The sequence below is a fragment of the Pseudomonas sp. SR18 genome, assembly GCF_023701505.1.
GTDB classification, from domain to species: domain Bacteria; phylum Pseudomonadota; class Gammaproteobacteria; order Pseudomonadales; family Pseudomonadaceae; genus Aquipseudomonas; species Aquipseudomonas cyclaminis.
Map to the genome: position 1 here is coordinate 82148 of NZ_JAMQAU010000004.1, position 21045 is coordinate 103192.

Sequence of the window (21045 nt, forward strand, 5' to 3'; positions counted from 1 at the left end):
CTCACCGAACCAATGCCACAAGGAACACGACCACCGCGGCAATCGCACCGCCAATTAGCAGTGCGGTCCTGAAGGCGGGGTTGCGATCCGGTGCGGTGTCGGGAATAGCCTGGCGGGAGCTGCGAGGTGATGCTTGAGCCACCGCAGGAGCGGAATATGCACCGGTAGTTTGTTTTGGCGCTGCCGCCTTAGTCGAAGCAAAGCCCTCGACAGCACTATTGCGCAACAGATCGCGAACTTCGATCAAATGCACAAATCGCTGTTCTGAAAAGTTAGTTTTCAGGTATGTAACCTGGAGGTCGTAGTAATCCTCGGTCCATTGTTTCTGATCTGCAACAGGTTCGCGCGCAAAAGCCCCCTCTGCGTAGGTCTCGAAAATTCCGGGGACTTTGCCTTTGATCCACACAAGTGCAGCATGCAAATCGGCGCCATCCAGACGACGATCATTGAGTTCCAGATGCAACGCCGTTCGGATCGTCAGCAAGTCGCCTTCGTCGACAAACTGCTTGAGGTTGCTGGAAGGCTGGTAGTCAAGGGAGGCATTGTTCATCGGTGTTTTTCTCGCTGGTGAAACGGAATCTGTGGGTGTGAACCCCTTTTCGTTTCTTTGACGAAACACATCGCGAACCTGAATTAAATGTTCCAGCCGCTCCGCGGAGAAATTGCGGGCGGCGAAAAACTTTTGCCGGCTGAAATAGTCCGGGGTCCAACTCACCGGATCCACATCGATAGCGCGAGTGATGCGATCCACCTCGTGAGCGTCCATCACTCCTGGGCGCTGTCGCGCTGCATCCACCATCTGTTGCAACAGTTCAGTGCCGACCTGTGTGTCATCGAGCGCCGCCAAGAACTGCTCACGGACTTTTCCAATCATTGCGGTGTTAGTCGTCATAGAAGCTCCGAGGTCAAACCGCTAGGGTTTCGTCGAGTTTTTCTTTGAATTGGTTGATCCACGCTTGCAACTCACGAGCCTCTTCAAGGGCTTGTTTACGAACGTCGCGATCGGTCATTTTTTCTTTGAGCGAGTCGATCAATTCATTGAACTTGGTTTCGAACTCACGCCCCATGAAGGCCATGAACTGATCAATCAGGACGGTCTTGCCATTGTCGATTTCTGTGCGAGCGGCCACGACCAGTCGAGCAAACTCAGTATTTATACGGGTGCTGCGGGGATTCCAGAGCTTGGCCAGGTCAACCGACTTCTCTTCGCCATATTTGTAAACCGTACGGGTAGAGCCCCATGAAAAAGGGTTGTACCAACTGCTGTCGCTGACTTCGTAACGGTCAATCACAACCCGCTTGGTTTGCACCTCATCACTCTTGATGGTGAGATTGAAGGAGATATCACCCGCGGCTTTTTGAAGGCTGTCCAAAATCGGCAACTTCAAATGCTGGCAGTCCTTGAACAGATCCACGATATAACGCTGATACTCCGCCTGGAGATCATCACGGATGACTTGTTGGCTCGTGATAAATACGGCCTCGTAGGCATTGATGAGTTTCCGGTACTGGAACTGGAGTTCCTCTTCAACCTCCTTGACCCGCATTTCAGCGATCCGCGGCTCAACCTCCCCGATAAACCGCTCACTGACCGACCGGAGATACTTACCCGAAGCATTTTCCAAGGTCGCGAGTTCATCTTCGGTGGCCCGTGGCAACACCTTGCCTTCACGCGCTATTTTGTCCTTGTAGGCCTGCGTATCGAACCCCTGCTCCTGCCGAAGCTCCAGCGCCAGGATCTCTTCATTGATATGCGCCAGCGTCTTTTCGTCCTGATCCAGTTGCTCGATCAGTTGGGTTTCGTTAAGTCCGACTGCAATGGCCTTGATCATCGCGTCATAGGCGCGCTTGACCCGATGTGGAAAATTGTACTTGTCGATGTACTCGTCAATCATCGCCTCCACCGCCGGCAATCCGCTGCTCAGCACGATCTCGGGAAGTTTCTTTTCTTGCAGGCTACGTTTGACCCGCTCGGTAATCGGCATGTATTGCAGCAGGTTCATGCTCGGCTCTTCGCCAAACATGTCCATCATGGAGTTCAACTCACCGCGTTCCTTGCGTGAGTGCAAGTGCTGAGGCTTGCGCAGCAGCCGCGTCAGGTTGGCCGATACCGGGTAGATCAGCGGATTGAAAATACCGTTTTCAACCAGGTAGTTTTTGACGCGGGCCAGCACGGATGGCAGGTCCTCGCCTTTCTCAGGGTCGAACACATCCATCTTGTTGATGACAAAAATGAACCGATCCTTGCTCTGCTTTCCGCCCTTGCGCATGGTTTCGGCGACCAGCCCCAATAGGTTTTTGTCGTCGTTGGTGCCCAATTGGCTGGCATTGAGCACATACAGAATCAGCGGGTTGCGCTGAGAGTCCTGAATGAAACTCATCGTTTTGAGCTGATGCTTTGCATCCTGGCTGTTGTTCGGGCCCGGCGTGTCGGTCAATACCAGGCGTACGCTGTCACGGTCTTGAATCGCGTGAATTTTGCCTTCGATATCGATGCGCATCGTATCGGGCAGGTTGTTCCATGCCTGGAGCACTTCCAGGCTTACGTTGTCGCTGTTTTCCGCAACGCGGTGATCATTCGTCACGCGCTGGGCTGCGAAGCGTTGACCCATTAATGCATTGTCGGTGATCCGCGCAATGGTTGCGGTAGTGGCTTCGTTGGCCGCCGGTAACAGGTCCTGGCCAAGCATGGCGTTGATCAGCGTCGACTTGCCCGAGGACATAGTCGCCACCACATACACGTCAAAATCCTTATTGAACGCTTCTTCAAAGGACTGGCTGACATCGGCATTCTCGCGAATGAAATGCTCAAATTCAGGATGGAGCTTGGCCTCCTCCATCAGCTCACGAATACGGGTCAGGCGCTCTTCGGCCGGGTCCGCTTCGATAAACTGCAGGGTGACCTGCATGCCTTTGCCCATCGCCACTTTTGCGGCGTCAACCACGTCCAGATAATCCGACTCGACGCCTCTGAAAGTGACCTCAAAGTTATTGTCACCATTGAACAACTGGCTCAACTCATCAAACAGCTTCTCAATCCACACTTGCAACCGCGATTCTTTATAGCTCGACAGCTTGCAGCCTTCGGCCGGCGGTTGGCCACTGATCAGGAACTGAGTCTCGACGATGAAAGGGTTATGGATAATTTCAATAGTATTCATGGTTGCTCATCTAATCGGCGCTGATGATGGATAAGGGCTTCAACGGTTTTAAGCCCACTGATGGTGACCAGTTGCTGCAATCGGTTTTTATCGTAGGCTCGGGTATCGAATTCCTTGGCCTGCAGTTTGCGTTCGAGGTTATAGAGCGCCTTGCCGACGCGACGCTTGATCAGGTCTGGTGCGACTGTGGCATTGAGCAAAGCGCACTTGTTGACATCCAGGTCATCGAGCACTTGGCGCAACTTAGAGCGCTGCGCACGCGTGAGTGTTTCGGCACTCAGGGCCTTGCGCGCGTACAGCGCTGCACTGGCCATTGTCGGAATGATGATCGGCTGTTCAAAACCGATATCGCGCAAATAACGCTGAGCGTTGTGCACATAGCCCTCAATGCTTTCGCCCTTCTCCGGATCGAGCAAATCCACTTTGTTGAGGATGAAATAGATAGGCTGGGCAGGCTTGGCGGCGAGTTCTTCGCGCAACTGTTCGAGTAGCAACCGATCGTCACGAGTCCCCAGTTGACTAGCGTTGAGCACGTAGCAAAGCGCCTTAAACGACACGTTGCGGATTGCCTCCAGCGTCAACCGGGCATGGTTTTCATCCTGGCTGTTATTTGGCCCTGGCGTGTCGTGAAGCACCAAACCGGGTGCCGGGCGCGGCACCACGTTGAAGGTTCCCGCCAGGCTGATGCGCTTGACCTCGACATTGGCGTTCCAGTCCTGCAGCAGCGCTACTGACGGCGAAGGCTGGGAGGCCAATTCGGTGTCGTTGTAGCAATAGCAGGCACCACTGAATCGCCGCGCGCCCTGACGATGCTCTATACGGGTCACACAGGCAGTGGTGGCCTCATTGGCGGTATGCAGCAGTTCCTGGCCAATCAATGCGTTGATAAACGACGTTTTGCCTGCGCTCATTGTGGCCAACACCAATACATCGAAGGTGGCGTTGCCAGCAGACACCGAGCTTCCGACTTTTCGGGATTTGAGGGGCGTAACGGTTGAGCGCGTCATCAGTTTCTGTCCCTTTCGCCCGGCGCCTTGAGCACCTGACAAGCGTTAATCCATTGGCAATCAAACGGCCGCAGTCTTCCATGGCCATGCGACAGTTCATGTCGCGTGGTCAACTGATGTGTAGAGGTTTTGCATACCGTGCAACCTGGCCCCTATCTCATCGACCCACACCTGTGGCCCATGCACGCGGATGTTGTCGTTCAGGCCAAAGATCCACCACAGCGTTTCACGATCCAGCGGCACCTGGGCGCGTAAACGCTTCCAGGTATGCGAGGGGATATCGCTCAAGGTCTGCTCATGACTCAGCGGAGTCTCTCCAAGCAGGAAAGCAATCTGCGGATGAACATCCGCGATCAGCTCTACCTCTATGCCGGTTTGACGATGGCTGAATATGCCGGTCGCGATGTAATCGTCCACATCAAAGGCCGCATGCAAAACGGACGGCTCATCGAGTACACGAACATGCTGAATACGGTGCAGGGCAAACTGGCGCAAGTCGCCGTAGCCATCTACGGAAGCCAGCAAGTAGCTGATGGCATGCCGCGATACCAGGCCTGCCGGATGAAGGCGAAACTGTTTGAGTTCGCCCTTGCTCCGACTCTGATAAGTCACTTGCAGTTGCCGGCGCTCCAGCAAAACGGTAGACACTTGCCCCCAGACGTCGGGATCGATCGCAGCAGGCAGCAAGGTTCTCCCATTGGGAATCGCCCGAACTCGTCGCGCCCAATCGGCCAATCCGTTGTGGCCCAGATCACCCAGGAAGTTACGTGCGCGTCGAAATTGTGGACCGAGCTGGTCCAGAACAGTCTGCGGCAACAAAGTAGTCAGATGGCTCTCCGACAGATACAAGGCCAGTGCGGTGGAGGCATCCATATCCTCCAATCTGAGCGGCGCATCCCGCGTGAAGCTCCAACGAAACGGGATCTCGCTCTCGTCGCATTGCAACGAAAAAGGCGTCGACAACCGGTTCAAATCACGCTGAACCGAGCGAAGTGTTACGGAAAACCCTCTATCGCGAAGCTTTTCAAGCAGGGTCGGAGCTGCAATTCGCTGCGGTTCTGTGGGGATCAGGCGCAGTAATGCGAATAGCCTGAGCAGCGTATCCTTCGCTTGGGACATGATGACTACCTTGTTCTGCGGGTCAACTGATAGCCAGGAGGCTGCCGTCAATTTGGCGTCGATGCTACTGATTAAAGTAGCGTTTTGCCATCAATTGTAATCGACATAAGGCATAAGCCTTTCGGCAGTGGTGTGCGGAACTTGAGGTTCTACCCTTAATTCAGGAGGGAGAAGACTGGCGCGCGTTCCTTTCGCGCTTCAGTTCGCTGTACTCGCGATACAGTTCATAGCTTTTCTTTAGCACCACACAAAGTCCTATGACGGCAAACAGGTTTTTCATAATCGTAACCTCCTAGGTCTTTTTGACCATTTACCGGGGCAGAGCGACAAAAGGTGTCGCGACTTTAAACGTCAATCGTTGAGGCTTAGGAATTGTTCCAGGCGGGTTCTGAGGATCTCATGTCGATTGGCCTCCAGCCCCTCCAACGAAGGGGTATGACACTCAGGACAAAGGATGAACGCAGCTGGGCCGAGCGATGCCAAATCGTTGTGAGGCAGAACCGTTTTTCTCCAAGAACAGTGAGCACAGACAAGGGTGAACGGGCGCGGGGAAATTGGCATAGCGATGTCCTACGGCTGTCGAATGGCGCTAGCTTGACTGGTAGGTACGACAATGTGTGTCGCCTCGCTTAGCAGACACAACTCATCATAATTGCGGTCCAATACAGGCGGCTGGATGCGTTCGCTGCCATAGCGACCAAAACACGCGCCCAAAGGCGTATTGATTCGATTCAAAAAAATCTCAACTCTACATAACAGCAATGACACCACTACCAGGAGGGTTCATCCCATGTCATTGCAGTGTCCTCGCTGTCACTCCCCAAAAGTTGCTTCTTTCCATCACGCTATGAAAGTCGGCGCGGCCATCGGCACAGTAGGTGGTGCCGCGCGTGGCGTCAGCGCAGCTCTAGCAGGTGGTCAGGCTGGTGCGCTAATCGGCGCTATTGCCGGGCCCGTCGGCATAACTCTCGGCTCAGTGTCAGGTGCCATCCTCGGCGGACTGGCCGGCGGTGTCGGCGGCTGCGCTCTCGGCGCCCAACTGGGTGAGTCGCTTGATCGCCACGTCCTAGCCCACAACGTCTGCTTGCTCTGCGGTCACCGCTTTAACCTTCCGGCCTGATCTGGCAGGACCACACCTTTTCTATCCATATCGTCCGGACGGTGCTGCGCTGGGCGCGGCGCTTTATGCCGGCCTGCACCCAAAGGAATCTCAACCATGGCCCATCTCGTCGAAACTATGGCCTACGCTGGCGCTGCACCGTGGCATGGCCTAGGTAATCAACTCACCCAGAAACAACCCATCGAAGTCTGGCAACGCGAAGCCGGCATGGACTGGGCGATCCAGGAAAGCCCCGTACTTTTCAAATCAGAGACCGTCGGCCACCTGGGCGCGATCCATTCCTTCTCCGAGCAGAATGTACTCTTCCGTTCGGACACCAAGGCACCGCTGTCGGTGGTCTCCCAGCGCTATCACACCGTGCAGCCTCGGGAAGTGTTGGAGTTTTATCGTGACCTTACCGAGGTTTCCGGCTATGAGCTGGAAACCGCCGGCGTGCTCAAGGGTGGTCGAAAATTCTGGGCGCTGGCGCGTACCGGGCAAGGCGCAGCGCTCAAGGGTAACGATCAGGTCAACGGCTACTTGCTACTGGCTACATCCTGCGACGGCACCCTGGCCACCACAGCAACACCAACCACCGTGCGAGTGGTGTGCAACAACACCCTGACTATCGCCCTGGACGGCAACAGCCGCGCGATCAAGGTGCCGCACAACACCCGCTTCGATCCGAAAGCAGTGAAGAAGCAGCTCGGCATCGCCGTCTCGCAGTGGGATGAGTTTATGTACCGCATGCGGGCCTTGTCTGAGCGTAAGGTGCAGTGGCATGAGGCGTTGGGGTTCTTCATGTCCGTGTTGTGTGAGACGAGTCCAACCGGCGCACTGCCGGAGGTACTGCCCAACGAACGCGCTCTGCGCAAGGTTCAGGAACTGTACGAGGGTCGTGGTCGGGGCAGTCAGCTCGACTCGGCACGTGGCACTGCATGGGGCCTGCTCAATGCAGTGACCGAGTTTGTCGATCACGAGCGCCGCGCCCGCAGCAACGAATACCGCATGGACTCGGCCTGGTTCGGCCAAGGTGCGCAGATCAAGCAACGCGCCCTGGACACCGCTTTGCAACTGGTGACCTAACCGCTTACCTCCTCCACTCCATAACGCCCGATCAGCCTGGTTGCTGATCGGGCGTTTCTATTTCCACAAGGTGAACGCTATGAAAGCTACTTCGTTGAGCCGCGCCAGCAAGCCGCGCCCGGCGCTGCGTTTAATCAGTACCAAGGAACTGCCTCGTGAAGATTGGCTGATGGTGCGTAAACAGGGCATCGGCAGCTCGGATGCTGGCGCTGCAGTAGGCCTAAATCCCTACAAGTCGCAGCTAGAGCTGTGGCTGGAGAAAACAGGTCGCGACACCACGTTGCCTAAGGCCGATCCGCACGATGAGGAAAGCCCGATGTACTGGGGCAATGTGCTGGAGCCGATCGTGGCTTGGCATTACAGCAAGCGCACCAGCAAACGCGTACGGCGCATCAACGCCGTACTGCAGCATCCAAACCCTGAGTTGTCCTGGATGCTGGCCAACATCGACCGAGAGGTAATCGGTGCTGACGATGTGCAGATCCTCGAATGCAAGACAGCCGGCATAAACGGCGCACGCCTCTGGAAAGAAGGCGTGCCCGAGTATGTGCAACTGCAGGTAATGCACCAGCTTGCAGTCACCGGCAAGCAAGCTGCGGATGTCGCTGTATTGCTGGGCGGCCAGACCCTAGAGATCCACCGCATCGAACGGGACGAGCTGATGATTGCCCGCCTGATCGAGCTGGAGCGTAAGTTCTGGCACTACGTCGAGACAGACACACCACCGCCTGCTGATGGTTCAGCCTCGGCTGAAATGGCACTGCGTGCGCTCTATCCGAAGGACAACGGCCAGACCGCTGATTTCAGTGGCCGCGCTGGTTTGGTAGCGGCCTACCTAGAGCTCAAAGCTGTGCGCCAATCCATCAGCGAAAAGGAAACGCGCGAAGCCCAGCTAAAGCAGTTGCTGCAACAGGCCATGGGAGATGCCACCCGCGCGGAGTTCAGCCACGGCTTTATCAGCTGGAAGAAATCCAAAGACAGCAACGTGCTCGATGTTGAACGCATGCTGAAGGACAAACCCTACCTGCGGGTTCGCTACACCAAGCTCAAGGAAGGCAGCAGGCGCTTTCTGGTCGGCTAATCCAATCACGCCTAACCATTTCCTCCCTTTCGCCAGCCCATACAGTTAACGCTGCGTGGCTGGCCTTTTCTCGTTTGTAGGAGAACCACCATGCTCAAAGGTCTGGCTATCACCCCGCCGGTACTCGGGCGAATTTCCATAGGCAAAGTCATCGAGAAGAACGGCAAACGCCTGCCGGAGAAAGATGACCAGTTCACCATCACTTCACAGGTGCAAGGCAAGGACGGCTGGCTGCTGCACCCGTTCAACGATGAGCTGCGCAAAAGCCAGGAGTACAAGCTACGCAGCATCCCGGTACGTCTGCTGTTCAACGAACCTGAACTGAATTTTCGCGCCGACTACACGCTGTTCGACCGGCAATCCGGGCGGCCGCTGTGCGTGGGCAATGGCGAGACCTGCAAGCGTGTCACCCGAGACGGCATGCAATCGTTGCCCTGCCCATCGCCTGATGCCTGCCCGCTGGCCAAAGGCGGTGCCTGCAAACCCTACGGCCGGCTGAATGTACTGATCGGCGATGACGATCCGCTCGGAAGCTTTGTGTTCCGCACCACCGGCTTTAACAGCATCCGCACCTTGGCCGCACGCCTGCATTACTTCCAGGCTATGTCGGGTAACCGACTAGCCTGCCTGCCGCTGGAGCTGCGTCTGCGCGGCAAGTCAACTCGGCAGAGCCATAGCACGCCAATCTTCTACGTCGATCTCACCGTACGCACCGGCATGGATATGGCCGAGGCGCTACTGACTGCCAACGAACTGGACGCACAACGGCAGACTGCTGGCTTCAATCAGATTGCGCTGGATGAGGCAGCACGACGCTGCTTTGGTAACGGTGCGTTCGAGGACAACGAGGAAGACAGTAGCGCCGTGATTGAAGAGTTCTTTTCAGTTGAAGCCAATGCCGATCAACACCCGTCCAAACCTCCACCGCAGCATTCAAGCAAACCAGACCTAGCTGAAAAGCTTGCAACCCAATGCCAGGCGCAATCCGTTACTACCTAAACCGGCCCAAGGAGCAATAGATGAAACTGCATAAGCTAAAAGCCGGAGAAGCCACCGGCACCTACCTGGTAGATGTCAGGACACGCGACCACATCGTGATCGGGAACGAGGATTGCGTGCCGATGGCCGTGCGGGGGCACTTATGAAACCTTTGCTGTTAGAGGTACTCAAGCTTCTCGCTGCTGTGTTCGCCTTTGTCGGAGTCCTGGCTGGTTGCCTAGCGGTGATGCTTATGCTGCTGATGCTGCTACGCGTGCCTGTTGTGCTAGTGGCGATATTGCTTGCGTCCTTTATTTTCATCACCTTGCAGCACCTCAAACAGAAACGAAGCCGTTGAGCTATCAGTCAATGAGCGGGCAGCCTCAAGGCTGCTCACTCATTGAACGCGTTCTTTTTTGGTCATCCAAGCACACAATCTCAAAACTCCAGGCCTAACTTCAGATCATGAGACGACATACCCTTGCCTTAGCAACTCCTCCAAAGGGGGGCGACGCGTTCAGCCGATCCGGCACCTCACCGAGAGCTGAGGATCGGTTGCGGATGAACGCCAAATAACTGTATACACATACAGCTAAAACTCGTAGAGTCTCGAACTGGAGTAATCCACCAGTTCGCGGTAAGCTTGAAATCATGAAGAATACAAACACCAAACCTAACCGAATAGCATCCGTGCACCTCTCCGGACATGAAACGTTTCCTCTTCGCCAAATGTGGCTTAAGAAAGCGTTCGATCAAGCGAGCAATGACGGACTGATTACCAAATCAACCTTCACCGATGAGTCTGCAATCGCAGCCTTCGGTGTTGGTAAAAACATGGTTTCATCGATTCGGCATTGGGCATTGTCATGCGGGATCATGGCCGAAGAAGGCGATGCGTTCCGCGTAAAAAGCCTGGCAATGGAGATACTGCGAAATGGAGGTCTCGACCCCTATGCGGAGAACCCGTCTACAGCATGGCTCGTACATTGGCGCCTCGCCGGGCGGCACCACCGCTCGACCACATGGTATTGGCTCTTCAATCACGTGACAGCTCCAACCTTTACACGCCAAGAACTCGAAGAGCCTTTGGCCCTGTATGCCCGAAGCCTAGATCCCAAGCACCGCCTTTCTTCAGCAACTATTTCGCGTGACTTGGAGACCTGTCTACGTAGCTACGCGCCACGGGCAGCAACCGGTTCTCCAGAGGATTTTGCCGAGCCTTTACTCGGGGAATTGGGGCTGCTGCAAGAAGTACACAAGGGGCAATATGCATTCCGACGCGGCCCCAAGGCTGCACTTCATGATGGTGTCTTCACTTATGCCCTCATGGATTTTTGGCGCAGAACTGCAGACAGCCAAAGTTCGCTAGCTTTCGAGACCATCGCATATGCAGAAGGCTCTCCAGGTCGAGTCTTTAAGCTCGACGAAGAGTCGATAGCCCAGCGCTTGATCTCTTTGGCCGATCTGACCGGAGGCAAGTTAGCGTGGTCCGACTCCGCTGGCCTTCGCCAAGTCCACAAAAAAAACCTCTCTGATGACGATCGACAAGACATGGTTAGGCGCGCATATGACTGAGGTAAGAGAGGCAGTGCTCGCCGACATCGTCCAGATTTCTCACCAGTACCAAAGATCAATCCGTATTGATGCGGACATTGGCCGATCCGACGCACTCGACGGGTATATCTTCCATTCGACCGCAGCGACTGTGGTAGAGGGCATGAGTAGGCAGCTTGCCGCAACCAATCAGCGCAGCTTCACTTGGACAGGCCCCTTCGGCGGCGGAAAATCATCTCTGGCCGTAGCTTTGGCGAGCGCCCTCCATACTGATAAGAGCCTTCGCGCAAAAGCCCGATCTACACTAAATTTGGACTCGAAGCCAAACTTTGACAGTGCCTTTCCAGTTCAAGACGGGTGGCTCGTAATCCCAGTGGTTGGCCGGCGCGGTAGTGTCGTCAAGGAACTGGACTTAGCCCTTCGCAAGGCTCAGGACAAGGGTTTTGAAGGTCGCAACAAACCCAATGCACAGCACGTCATCAATGAACTGATCGCCGAAGCCAAAGACCGCCCGAACGATGGTGTCTTGGTGTTCATTGATGAGATGGGCAAGTTCCTTGAAGCTTCGGCCTTAGGCGTGGGCGACGATGTCTACTTCTTCCAAGAGCTCGCAGAAGCATCTGCCCGCGCTGAAGGCAGACTGGTTGTGATTGGAGTGCTGCATCAATCTTTCGCACAGTACGCCAACCGTCTTGGTATCGACACTCGTGACGACTGGGGCAAGGTTCAAGGCCGTTACCTTGACCTCCCTTTCGTGGCGGCAAGCGACGAGGTTGTCGAGCTTATCGGCCGTGCAATTGATGCAAAGCGGCGACCCGAGTGGATACGGGGGGCCTCTGATTCTATTGCCGATGCCGTCAGGTCACGTCGCCCAGCCGTCGGCAATGATTTCGCTGTTGCTTTAGAACGCTGCTGGCCGCTGCATCCAACCATGGCTGCATTGTTGGGTCCAATATCGAAGCGGCAGTTCGGTCAAAATGAGCGGAGCACCTTTGGCTTCCTATCTTCAGTCGAGCCTTATGGGTTTCGCGCCTACCTACAATCGACTCCGCTGAACCACTCGAACTGGTATCGCCCTAGCGACTATTGGGAATATCTGCGTGCGAACCTAGAGCCTGCCATCCTAGCTTCTGCAGATGGGCACCGCTGGTCCCAAGCTGTAGAAGCTGTGGAGCGCGCTGAGGCCAAATCTGGTGACTTGCTGCAGGTGTCTCTGATTAAAAACATCGCCGTCATCGACCTCTTCCGCACTGGTTCAGGGCTTGCCGCCGACTTACCAGTCTTGTCGACCCTTTTCCACAGCGTGCCACAGGATGAGATCGAGGCCGCACTGAAGAAACTGGCCTCGCTCAAAGTGGCTCTGTTCAAGAGCTATACCGGAGCTTGGTCAGTTTTCGAAGGTAGCGACTTCGATATCGATGCAGCTATTGCCCAAGCTGTAGCGTCATCTCCTGGCATTGACTACGCCAAATTATCCCAGCTTATGGGAATGCACCCAGTGGTCGCCAAGCGGCACTACCACGAAACGGGCTCAATGCGCTGGATGGAAATTTCTCTGCGAAGCATCGAGCAAGCGGAAAAGATTGCAAGTACTTACAAACCCCAGCGGGGAGAGTTCGGCCAGTTCATCCTTGCGCTTCCCGGCCGAGACATGCCTCTTCGTGAGGCTCGAAAGCGAGCTCAGGCCTGTGCTTACGAAGAACCTTGGCCGGTGCTAGTAGGCATCCCGGATAATCATGCCCGCATCGCGGAACTATCGACCGAATTGGTTGCATTAGAGCAGGTAAAGGAACGCCACGAGCTCGGAGGAGACCCTGTCGCCCGCCGCGAAGTATTCGCCCGCTTGGCCGCTACTCGCTCCGACCTTGAGGACCAACTTCAAGCTGCTGCCTCACTGTGCAAATGGCATGATGGTAACGACCAGGTTATTGAGCCTGGTGCAAAGCTATCACCTATTGCTTCAGACCTCGCCGACGACCTCTATGAGCATTGTCCTCGAGTGTGGAGCGAGCTAGTTAATCGCGATAGTGTGTCGAGCAATAGCGTTAAAGCCCGCCGTGATCTGTTACACGCAATGATCAACGCCGAAGGCCAAGAGCGGTTAGGTATTGAAGGCTTCCCTGCCGAGCGCGGCCTTTTCGAAACACTGCTCGTGGCATCACATCTATACCGTAAAGAGGGAGAGGCTTGGCGCGTCTGCGAGCCATGCGAGGCCTCACCCAAAGGCTTTTCCGAGTTCTGGGCGTTCACTCAGCAACTCTTTGCCGATACCAGCGCCCGCGTAAGCGTTAGCACCATCTATGACCATTGGAGCATGCCGCCGTACGGCATGAAGCGGGGCATACTGCCAGTTTTTCTGACAGCATTCTTGTTGGTGCACAAAGCCAACATCGCCGTATACAAGGAAGGCATGTTCATCTCTCGACTCAGCGATGCTGACATCGACGAGTGCCTCCAAGATCCGACCCGCTTTACGCTCCGCTGGATCGCGATTGATGAGGATAAGAGCCGAATTTTAGATGGCATCTCTCATCTCCTCGAGGAAGTTGGGGAAATAGGAGGAGCTGCTGATCCTCTAGAGGCGGCGCGTGGCCTTGTGGCGTTAATTTTTAATTTGCCAGAGTGGTCTCGGCGCACACAGCGGCTGGGTGAAACTGCCAAAGCAATTCGTGACATGCTGCTAAAGGCCAGCGACCCGCACAAAGTTCTGTTCGTCGACTTACCAACGCTGCTGGAGGTAGCCGATGGCAAAGCCTACGTGAATGCTCTGCGCGCGCCCCTGAAAGAAATCGCAACAGCTTATGCAATGATGCTATCCGAAGTAGAAGCCAAGATGCTTAAAGCGCTCGATGCGCCTCTCGACAACTTGGAATCACTCCGTGAAAGAGCACGGGCCGTAGCAGGCGTTTCAGGCAACTTCAGGCTCGATGCATTCTCGACAAGACTGGCGTCTTACGATGGCAGCCGCTCCGTCTTGGAAGGTATTCTGAGCCTAGCCGCCGATAAACCACCACGCGACTGGGTTGACCGCCATATCGACGCTGCGGTGCTCGAACTCGTCCAATTCGCAAGACGTTTCCGCGAGGCTGAGGCCTTCGTCGCTGTCAAAGATCGTCCAGCACAAAGTGAAGCAATCGCAGTTGTCATTGGCGTAGGAGCGGAAACAACGACGATTTCTAGATCCTTTTCTATTTCAGAACGTCACCGTAAAACAGTAGAAGAAAAGGCCAGTGAAATAGCCAAAATGCTGGAGGATCAAGGTCTTGATACTGACATCTTACTTGCCATCTTGGCCAAAGTCGGAATGAATCTGGTTATCGAAGAGGAACAGATGGATGACTGAGCGACACGTACTGGGTTTATCCGGAGGAAAAGATAGTGCAGCTTTGGCAGTGTGGATGCGTGATCACCATCCCGAGCTGGATATCGACTACTTCTTTACGGATACCGGCGAGGAGCTTCCCGAGGTCTACGAGTTCCTGGGACGACTCGAAGGCTATTTAGGCAAGCCCATAGAGCGACTTAATCCCCGTCGGGACTTCCGCTTTTGGCTGCGTGAATACAACCATTTCCTCCCCAGCGCACAGACTCGCTGGTGTACGCGTCAGCTCAAACTGGCACCGTTCGAACAGTGGGTCAAACCATGGCTGGCAGCAGGAGATAAAGTTTTCTCCTATGTAGCGATCCGGGCTGATGAGGAGTACCGCGAGGGGTACTCAGCAAAAGCCGAAAACATGCTTGTGAAATTTCCCTTCCGTGAGGCGGGCGTCGACAAAGCTAGTGTCGTCGATATTCTCGAGTCCTCGGGATTGGGTTATCCAAAGTACTACGAATGGCGCTCTCGCAGTGGCTGCACATTCTGTTTCTTCCAACAGAAGATCGAATGGGTTCGCCTCAAAGAGCGTCACCCCGAGGACTACGAAAAAGCCAAGGAACTTGAGAAAGATGCATTGGAGCATGGCTCTCCTTTCACTTGGTCTAAGGGAGAGTCGCTTTGGGATCTAGAAAAGCCCGCTCGGATTATTGAGATAAAAGCAGAATATGAAGTTCGCCGTGCGCGCCTTCGTAAAAATATCCCTATAAACCCACTCCGCCCAGTAAAAAGTTTCCCGGAGGACATCGATGACGTTTACGGAGACGACGAAGGCAATAGCTCCTGCCTCATCTGTCACAAGTAAATCCATGGCAAACGGCCAGATGAACTCAGACGATCCGAAACCCAACATCCAACAACCCTGTCCAATTTGCGCAGAGACTAGGGGGCTTGCTGAACACTTGATCGAAGTGGGCTTGGCTGCTGACTACCTTGGAAATACGTCGTCTTACGTGAGCGAGCATGGAACAGCAACGATCAAAACGGAGACGATCGGAGACTGGCTCAGGCTAGCCGCTCAGCTCGAGAAAGTCGAAGTCGACACTTAGAAGTTCGAATCACCGGACGCCGGCCTTTACTGCGAAACCGTGGGCGACAACATCGATGCCCACGCGAAGCATTACACGACTCATGCCACCGGGCTCACGCGCTTCATGTTCGTCTGCAATGGCTTGGAAGAGGCCTATCGCTTCATTGATCACTTGTATGGCCCCTTGTCAGTCCGCAAGGGCGTAGCCAAAAGACAGCTCAAAAGGGCGAGCAGCCTGCGGACAGTCGCACTTCTGGATGATCTCTTTGATAGCAAAGGGGTATCAGCTGCGCCAAAGGACTTCCAACATCACTGCGGCAATTTCATCGAGCTCTTCGCTCGATACAAAGCCGAGCACAATGCTGCCGTTCACGGGCTCGACTTGGGAGCCGAAAGCCGATTGACCTATGCGCTGCAGCTAGTGCGCAACCTTCGAAATCATGTCGCGCATGGCACTTTCCCCTTGGGACCTCCTGCGGACTATGGTGGCTACGAGGACAGCGAAGAGCTGGTGTTGATGCTAAAACATGCATGCAGAGTTTCAGCCCTCTACATACAGATCATCCTCAGATGGTTCGCCCAAGGATTTGAATCCTATGACTACAACTCCATCCGAGATGCCTATGCCGTAAGCGTCTGCCCAACACACCTTGCGTGATTAAGCGGGCGCCCACCTGTGCGGCAGCAGTTCGGTAATCTCACTCGCACGCTGCGTCGGCAGGCGTGTAAGAACATCCTTCAAGTAAGCATACGGATCATGCCCGTTGAGCCGCGCCGACTGGATCAAACTCATGATCGCCGCCGCACGTTTACCGCTGCGTAACGAGCCCGCGAACAGCCAGTTCGAGCGGCCAAGAGCCCACGGCCGGATTTGGTTCTCGCACCAATTATTGTCAATGGGTACGGCCCCGTCATCGAGATAGCGCGTCAGCGCTATCCAGCGTTTGAGGCTGTAATCTAAGGCTTTGGCGATGGCCGATCCCTCAGGCACAAGCTGCCTCTGGGCAATCATCCATGTATGAAGCGCATCGGTGATCGGTGCCGATTTTTCCTGCCGTATTCCCTGCCGGGCACCTGGTTCCAGCTCGCGAACCTCTCGCTCAACTTCGTACAAGGCCGCGATGTAGTGCAGCGCTTTTTCGGCGATCTGGCTCTTGTTGGTCGCGTGCAAGTCGAAGAACTTTCGGCGTGCATGGGCCATGCAGCCGATCTCCGTGACGCCCAGTTCAAAGCCTGCCTTGTAGCCAGCGAAGTCGTCGCAGACCAGCTTTCCGTTCCAGTGGCCAAGGAAGGCTCGGGCATGTTCGCCAGCGCGGCTCGGGCTGAAGTCGTAAACGACCGCCGCCAGTTCGGAGAACTGGCTGGTGGCATAGGCCCAGACGTAAGCGCGATGAGTTTTCTTCGCGCCAGGCGTCAGCATCTGTACCGGGGTCTCGTCGGCGTGGACGACGCCGTGCGTCAGCACGGCTTCGCGCAGCGCATCAACCAGCGGCTGTAATTGCACGCCGCAGTTGCCCACCCATTGCGCCAAGGTCGAGCGAGCGATAGGCAGTCCGGCGCGGCCGAAGATTTTCTCCTGCCGATACAGCGGCAGATGGTCGGCAAACTTGGCCACCATGACGTGGGCCAGCAGGCCCGCCGTCGGTATGCCTTTGTCGATGACGTGCGCCGGTACCGGCGCCTGGATCAGCGTTTCGCACTGTTCACAGGCCCATTTCCCACGGATGTGGCGCTCGACAGTGAAGACGCCTGGTGTGTAGTCGAGCTTTTCGCTGGCATCTTCGCCGATACGCTTGAGGGCGCAGCCGCATTGGCAGTGGCTGTTTTCCGGTTCGTGATGGATCAGCGTGCGAGGAAACTGCGGTGGCAGCGCAGCGCGCTTGGGCTGTTGGCGCATTTTGGCTTCGAGAGGCACGGGTTGCAGCGCTTCAAGCTCAGCTTCGATGGCGGCGATATCGGTGTCGATCAAGTCGTCGAGCAAGCTGGCTTGATCCGGACTTAGCTGTTCGCTGCGCTTGGAAAATTTGAAGCGTTTGAGCAACGCGATCTCGTGGGCCAGCTTCTCGTTGACCGACTTGTGATGGGTGATTTGCTTGTCCATCGTCTCGACGCGCTGGATCAACTGCGTCGCCAAGGCACGCAGTTCTTCCGGGTTTAATTGATCGAGATTCGGATGCGAAGTCATGCCGCAGATTTTGCCAGAGAGGGTTCATGGCGGCGATAGACTGATGGGCCAATTGCGCTGGTATGCACGCCATGGCAGGTGTTAAAGCATTGAAATGATTCCGCCTGCACCGACGCGCTGCCAAGGTAAGCCGAGTACCAGGGCCTGAAGTTGCTCGGCATCCAACTCAACTTCGGAGCCGTGTCGCACACCAGGCCAGAAGAAGCGTCCTTGATTCAAACGCCGGGCGGCAAGCCAAATTCCTACACCGTCATGCACCAACACTTTTATACGATTGGCGCGGCGGTTGGCGAACAGATAAGCACAGTGCGGCTTCGCCGCACCGAACACCGCTACGACCCGCGCCAGCGCGGTTTCAGTGCCGGCCCGCATGTCCATGGGCTCGGTGGCGAGCCAGATGGAGTCGATGCGAATCATCGCAGCAGGTCTCGCAAGAAAGCGGAGCATGCCGCTGCATTTTCTGCCGGCCAGCTCACCACGACTACGCCTTTTGAATGAGGCACTTCGATTCGAATCGTGGCAGGAAGAACTTGAGGTACCGCTGTCGACGACAATGCCTTGACCGGAACAAAGGCGGTTTGCAGTGCCAGGTTTTTCTGCGCATGCACCCGAATCCATTTATGGACAAGGTTGGCGTTGAGGTTATGGGTCAAGGCGACATTGGCAATCGAGGTGTCAGCCTGTGCGCACTCGGCAATGACCTGGGCCTTGAAGGACTTGGAATAGGAACGGCGTTCTTGTGGCATGGGCGTCCGCTTAAAAGGCTAAAAATGGTGTCCACTTAAATTTAGGTGGACACCATCGCCTCATGCGACGGCGTCAGGAAGGTGTGTTGGCCGGACGGTTACCCTATGCCAAAGAGTTCGATCGCTTTATAGCTAACTGCACGCTCGAATACGTCCAAGATCTTCATGTGAAGAGCGAGTTCGCTCTTCACAAAGACCTTTACGACCACGAGCGCGATGAAGACGATGATGACTAGCGGTCGAGCCGAGTGCTGCGCAACCCCGGGATGGTTTAACGCAACCAGGCGTCAAGCTTGTCGAACACACGCTGACACAAGTGCTCGGAGCGCGTCGCAATGAAAGCGTCATCCCAATGGAGGCCATGCTGTCCTCTCAACGCAAGAGGAGCTAAGTGTGAGAGGTAGTTCGAAGCACCGACCAAAGACGAAAGGGCTGGAGGTACGCTGCCAATTCCGAGTGAGGCAGCGAGAGAGACTCCTGTGGTGCCTGCTGCCGTCGATCCTGGTGTTGTGAGATTCCAGTAATAGAATGCCTTGTCGGGCCACTCGGAATAGATTGACGAATTTACCGGCCCAGAGAGGAGGGTCAGGTTGCCGATTTTATCGACGATAGAATAGTTGCCAGGATAAATCGTGGCAAAGAAGTGTGCAGGGAACTTGATCAACGATGGCCGCTCGCGAGTAGCAACGTGCTCGATAACCTCATATTCGCTAGAATGCCAGACTCGACAATTAATCAAATCGGCGGAGTTCGGCATCCCATTGGTGAAGAGCCCCTCGTTAGCGGCCGTAAGATCTGGTGCAGCGTCATGAGCTGAAACAAACAGCGCAAACCGGCAAACCGCCTTTCGAGAATACCAGGCGTTCTCTTTAGCCAGGTCCACCCAGATTTTACGAGCTGCGACTGGGTCCGCTGCGTCATAGACCTTCTGATTTCCCAATGCCTGCCTGAACCCTGCTTTAACGAAAGCGGCCGTCTGATTCGATGCGCCATTTGCGAACGAGATGTTCCCTGCGGTCGACTGGAACAAGGCTCGGTAATCTGAGTCAGGGAAGCGTCCCTGCTGCGCCCCCATGTAGAGCGTGAAGAAAGCAGCCGTTGCCTCGCACACCGTTACGAACTCAGTCGCAGCAGCTACCTTAGCGGCCGCACTGGCCTGCGCGCGCAGCAGCTTGGAATAAAAGACGCTCAGCACAGCGTGCGCGAACTGATGACCGGCGTCTTTGAGATAGAACACACAAAGTGCAGCACGGTCAGCCTGCTGTGGCGATAGCCCCATGGTCAACAAGTGGTTACACAAGCCGAATGTGGCAGAGTTTTTTGGAGACCTCCGCGGCTTAACGAAGGTTAGGAAGTACTCTGCCTGATCCGCGATAGATGTTATGAAATCGACCGACTTCTGCGTCGGCACGCCTGCGGCAAGAGACCCTTCAAGTGTGTCGGTCAGCCAGTCACGCTCTTCACTAAAGCGCCGGCTTCGCTCCATCCCATTAAATACCAAGGCTGAGGACACGATAACCTTGTCGGTCAGCTCCTCTTTGTCTGACGAATTGCTCTCGGTCTCAAACACCCTCTCGATGCGATCTACCTGCGGCTTGATAACTGTGGCGTAACCTGCGTCCCAGGCTTTAACAATCTGCGGTTTGAACACTTCGAATGCGGTCAGCGGAGTACCTGTAGCATTCAGCGACTGGAACATGTCGAAAGCCAAGCCAAGATCCAAACACTCGATCACAACCAGATGGCATGAATTCTTCAGGAACGAACAGACTGCCAATAACAACATCCCACCGTAGTAGAGAGATTGCTCATCTGGCGGAAGGGTGTGGATATTCGCCCAGATAGGGGGATAAGCCATAAAGTTGGACAGACTTCCATCGGTGACACAATTCGCCGAAAACAACCCAGTTGCAAGCGATGCGTCCGCCGCCTTGATCTCTTCGCTGATTTTCTGTCGAAAAACCTCCGATACCGATCGTACCCGCTCGTCTGTCGAGATCGAATCGATAGCTATACCTGCGATGAAACTCGAGAGGAAACTCGATGTATTGGACCGATAGTAATGGTTGATGTCTCCGCAGAGAGTCCATTGATCCGAAACCGGATTCGAGGAGATGTCGCCTGCTCTAATAATCTTCGGCTTCAACTTCGGCTGCGCACCGGTCTTCGTGATTTCAACTGCGTAAAACGGGCGAATGTTCGGAAGCTCATCAGTCAACTCGGTGGCCAGCGTAGTGAACTCCGGCGCGGAACCTGCAAGCGCCTTGAGCTTAGGCACCATCTGATTGATCTGTTCTTCGATAGCGCAAGCGAGAATAGAGATCGAGGTGATGCGTTGCTGACCATCGACAACGTTAGCCACCTTAGTCAACAAATTTGGAGTGTCGGAGTGGATGCCTGTCTGCACATTCTTCTCTTCATGAAGAATGACCGTCCCCAGAAAGATGCTATTTTCGGGCTTTGTCAATGTGCGTTTGATGCTCGAGAAAATGTCTTCAATGAGCTTCGTAGCGTTCTCCTCGTCCCATGAGTAGTTGCGCTGATAGTAAGGAACGTAAAAGCCGCGCCCTCCCTGGGAGAAGAAGTCGTAAAGGCTAGCTGCATCGTGTTTGAAAGGTTGCGCCAC

The 21045-nt window shown here is 55.1% G+C and carries 18 protein-coding genes; 10 read left to right on the plus strand and 8 right to left on the minus strand.

Features of this window, described 5'->3' with window-relative positions; translation table 11 throughout:
* Position 1: 1 nt before the first annotated feature.
* The 4 genes from NDJ82_RS08015 to NDJ82_RS08030 all read right to left on the minus strand — a co-directional run bounded on the left by NDJ82_RS08015 (position 2) and on the right by NDJ82_RS08030 (position 5287).
* Positions 2 to 892, minus strand: a complete 891-nt coding sequence (locus tag NDJ82_RS08015) for a hypothetical protein (RefSeq protein WP_250925267.1) — start codon at positions 890 to 892, stop codon at positions 2 to 4.
* 13 nt (positions 893 to 905) lie between these two features.
* Positions 906 to 3044: a dynamin family protein gene (locus tag NDJ82_RS08020; RefSeq protein WP_250925268.1), complete on the minus strand. Its 2139-nt coding sequence runs from the start codon at positions 3042 to 3044 to the stop codon at positions 906 to 908.
* Positions 3045 to 3157: 113 nt separating this feature from the next.
* The gene (locus NDJ82_RS08025) at positions 3158 to 4168 is read right to left on the minus strand and encodes a dynamin family protein (RefSeq protein ID WP_250925269.1); all 1011 of its coding nucleotides are present in this window, start codon (positions 4166 to 4168) and stop codon (positions 3158 to 3160) included.
* 96 nt (positions 4169 to 4264) lie between these two features.
* Positions 4265 to 5287, minus strand: coding sequence for a helix-turn-helix transcriptional regulator (locus NDJ82_RS08030; protein ID WP_250925270.1), 1023 nt, complete (start codon positions 5285 to 5287; stop codon positions 4265 to 4267).
* 847 nt (positions 5288 to 6134) lie between these two features.
* Here NDJ82_RS08030 and NDJ82_RS08035 point away from each other — a divergent pair.
* The 10 genes from NDJ82_RS08035 to NDJ82_RS08075 all read left to right on the plus strand — a co-directional run bounded on the left by NDJ82_RS08035 (position 6135) and on the right by NDJ82_RS08075 (position 16146).
* The gene (locus NDJ82_RS08035) at positions 6135 to 6407 is read left to right on the plus strand and encodes a hypothetical protein (RefSeq protein WP_250925338.1); all 273 of its coding nucleotides are present in this window, start codon (positions 6135 to 6137) and stop codon (positions 6405 to 6407) included.
* Between the two features lie 96 nt (positions 6408 to 6503).
* On the plus strand, positions 6504 to 7472 hold the full coding sequence (locus tag NDJ82_RS08040) for a DUF932 domain-containing protein (protein ID WP_250925271.1): 969 nt from the start codon (positions 6504 to 6506) through the stop codon (positions 7470 to 7472).
* Positions 7473 to 7551: 79 nt separating this feature from the next.
* Complete coding sequence (locus tag NDJ82_RS08045) at positions 7552 to 8553, plus strand: YqaJ viral recombinase family nuclease (protein WP_250925272.1); 1002 nt, start codon at positions 7552 to 7554, stop codon at positions 8551 to 8553.
* A 90-nt stretch (positions 8554 to 8643) separates the two neighbouring features.
* Positions 8644 to 9552 carry a recombination directionality factor gene (locus NDJ82_RS08050; RefSeq protein ID WP_250925273.1) on the plus strand — a complete coding sequence of 303 codons (909 nt, stop codon included), beginning with the start codon at positions 8644 to 8646 and terminating at the stop codon, positions 9550 to 9552.
* Between the two features lie 20 nt (positions 9553 to 9572).
* The gene (locus tag NDJ82_RS27425) at positions 9573 to 9698 is read left to right on the plus strand and encodes a hypothetical protein (protein ID WP_263974438.1); all 126 of its coding nucleotides are present in this window, start codon (positions 9573 to 9575) and stop codon (positions 9696 to 9698) included.
* Positions 9695 to 9889: a hypothetical protein gene (locus NDJ82_RS08055; protein ID WP_192552860.1), complete on the plus strand. Its 195-nt coding sequence runs from the start codon at positions 9695 to 9697 to the stop codon at positions 9887 to 9889. Before NDJ82_RS27425 ends, NDJ82_RS08055 begins: the two co-directional genes overlap by 4 nt.
* 293 nt (positions 9890 to 10182) lie before the next feature.
* Positions 10183 to 11106, plus strand: a complete 924-nt coding sequence (locus NDJ82_RS08060; protein WP_192552859.1) for a DUF4007 family protein — start codon at positions 10183 to 10185, stop codon at positions 11104 to 11106.
* A complete protein-coding gene (locus tag NDJ82_RS08065) occupies positions 11066 to 14428 on the plus strand; it encodes an ATP-binding protein (protein WP_250925274.1) in 3363 nt (1120 codons plus the stop codon). The genes NDJ82_RS08060 and NDJ82_RS08065 overlap by 41 nt, the downstream gene beginning before the upstream one ends.
* The gene (locus NDJ82_RS08070) at positions 14421 to 15263 is read left to right on the plus strand and encodes a phosphoadenosine phosphosulfate reductase domain-containing protein (RefSeq protein ID WP_024657948.1); all 843 of its coding nucleotides are present in this window, start codon (positions 14421 to 14423) and stop codon (positions 15261 to 15263) included. The genes NDJ82_RS08065 and NDJ82_RS08070 overlap by 8 nt, the downstream gene beginning before the upstream one ends.
* Before the next feature lie 283 nt (positions 15264 to 15546).
* Complete coding sequence (locus NDJ82_RS08075; protein ID WP_250925275.1) at positions 15547 to 16146, plus strand: hypothetical protein; 600 nt, start codon at positions 15547 to 15549, stop codon at positions 16144 to 16146.
* Here NDJ82_RS08075 and tnpC read toward each other — a convergent pair whose 3' ends face one another.
* The 4 genes from tnpC to NDJ82_RS08095 all read right to left on the minus strand — a co-directional run bounded on the left by tnpC (position 16147) and on the right by NDJ82_RS08095 (position 21045).
* Positions 16147 to 17673, minus strand: coding sequence for an IS66 family transposase (gene tnpC / locus NDJ82_RS08080; protein ID WP_250925276.1), 1527 nt, complete (start codon positions 17671 to 17673; stop codon positions 16147 to 16149).
* Positions 17674 to 17754: 81 nt separating this feature from the next.
* Positions 17755 to 18090: an IS66 family insertion sequence element accessory protein TnpB gene (gene tnpB, locus NDJ82_RS08085; RefSeq protein ID WP_250925277.1), complete on the minus strand. Its 336-nt coding sequence runs from the start codon at positions 18088 to 18090 to the stop codon at positions 17755 to 17757.
* On the minus strand, positions 18087 to 18419 hold the full coding sequence (gene tnpA / locus NDJ82_RS08090; RefSeq protein WP_065925101.1) for an IS66-like element accessory protein TnpA: 333 nt from the start codon (positions 18417 to 18419) through the stop codon (positions 18087 to 18089). The genes tnpB and tnpA overlap by 4 nt, the downstream gene beginning before the upstream one ends.
* Before the next feature lie 271 nt (positions 18420 to 18690).
* Complete coding sequence (locus tag NDJ82_RS08095) at positions 18691 to 21045, minus strand: DUF262 domain-containing protein (RefSeq protein WP_236277579.1); 2355 nt, start codon at positions 21043 to 21045, stop codon at positions 18691 to 18693.

Bases quoted from the DNA above. Each gene is read 5' to 3' on its own strand.
- NDJ82_RS08015 (WP_250925267.1), bottom strand. From the start codon at position 892: ATGACGACTAACACCGCAATGATTGGAAAAGTCCGTGAGCAGTTCTTG.
- NDJ82_RS08025 (WP_250925269.1), bottom strand. From the start codon at position 4,168: ATGACGCGCTCAACCGTTACGCCCCTCAAATCCCGAAAAGTCGGAAGC.
- NDJ82_RS08030 (WP_250925270.1), bottom strand. From the start codon at position 5,287: ATGTCCCAAGCGAAGGATACGCTGCTCAGGCTATTCGCATTACTGCGC.
- NDJ82_RS08035 (WP_250925338.1), top strand. From the start codon at position 6,135: ATGAAAGTCGGCGCGGCCATCGGCACAGTAGGTGGTGCCGCGCGTGGC.
- NDJ82_RS08040 (WP_250925271.1), top strand. From the start codon at position 6,504: ATGGCCCATCTCGTCGAAACTATGGCCTACGCTGGCGCTGCACCGTGG.
- NDJ82_RS08045 (WP_250925272.1), top strand. From the start codon at position 7,552: ATGAAAGCTACTTCGTTGAGCCGCGCCAGCAAGCCGCGCCCGGCGCTG.
- NDJ82_RS08050 (WP_250925273.1), top strand. From the start codon at position 8,644: ATGCTCAAAGGTCTGGCTATCACCCCGCCGGTACTCGGGCGAATTTCC.
- NDJ82_RS27425 (WP_263974438.1), top strand. From the start codon at position 9,573: ATGAAACTGCATAAGCTAAAAGCCGGAGAAGCCACCGGCACCTACCTG.
- NDJ82_RS08055 (WP_192552860.1), top strand. From the start codon at position 9,695: ATGAAACCTTTGCTGTTAGAGGTACTCAAGCTTCTCGCTGCTGTGTTC.
- NDJ82_RS08060 (WP_192552859.1), top strand. From the start codon at position 10,183: ATGAAGAATACAAACACCAAACCTAACCGAATAGCATCCGTGCACCTC.
- NDJ82_RS08065 (WP_250925274.1), top strand. From the start codon at position 11,066: ATGACGATCGACAAGACATGGTTAGGCGCGCATATGACTGAGGTAAGA.
- NDJ82_RS08070 (WP_024657948.1), top strand. From the start codon at position 14,421: ATGACTGAGCGACACGTACTGGGTTTATCCGGAGGAAAAGATAGTGCA.
- tnpC (WP_250925276.1), bottom strand. From the start codon at position 17,673: ATGACTTCGCATCCGAATCTCGATCAATTAAACCCGGAAGAACTGCGT.
- tnpB (WP_250925277.1), bottom strand. From the start codon at position 18,090: ATGATTCGCATCGACTCCATCTGGCTCGCCACCGAGCCCATGGACATG.
- tnpA (WP_065925101.1), bottom strand. From the start codon at position 18,419: ATGCCACAAGAACGCCGTTCCTATTCCAAGTCCTTCAAGGCCCAGGTC.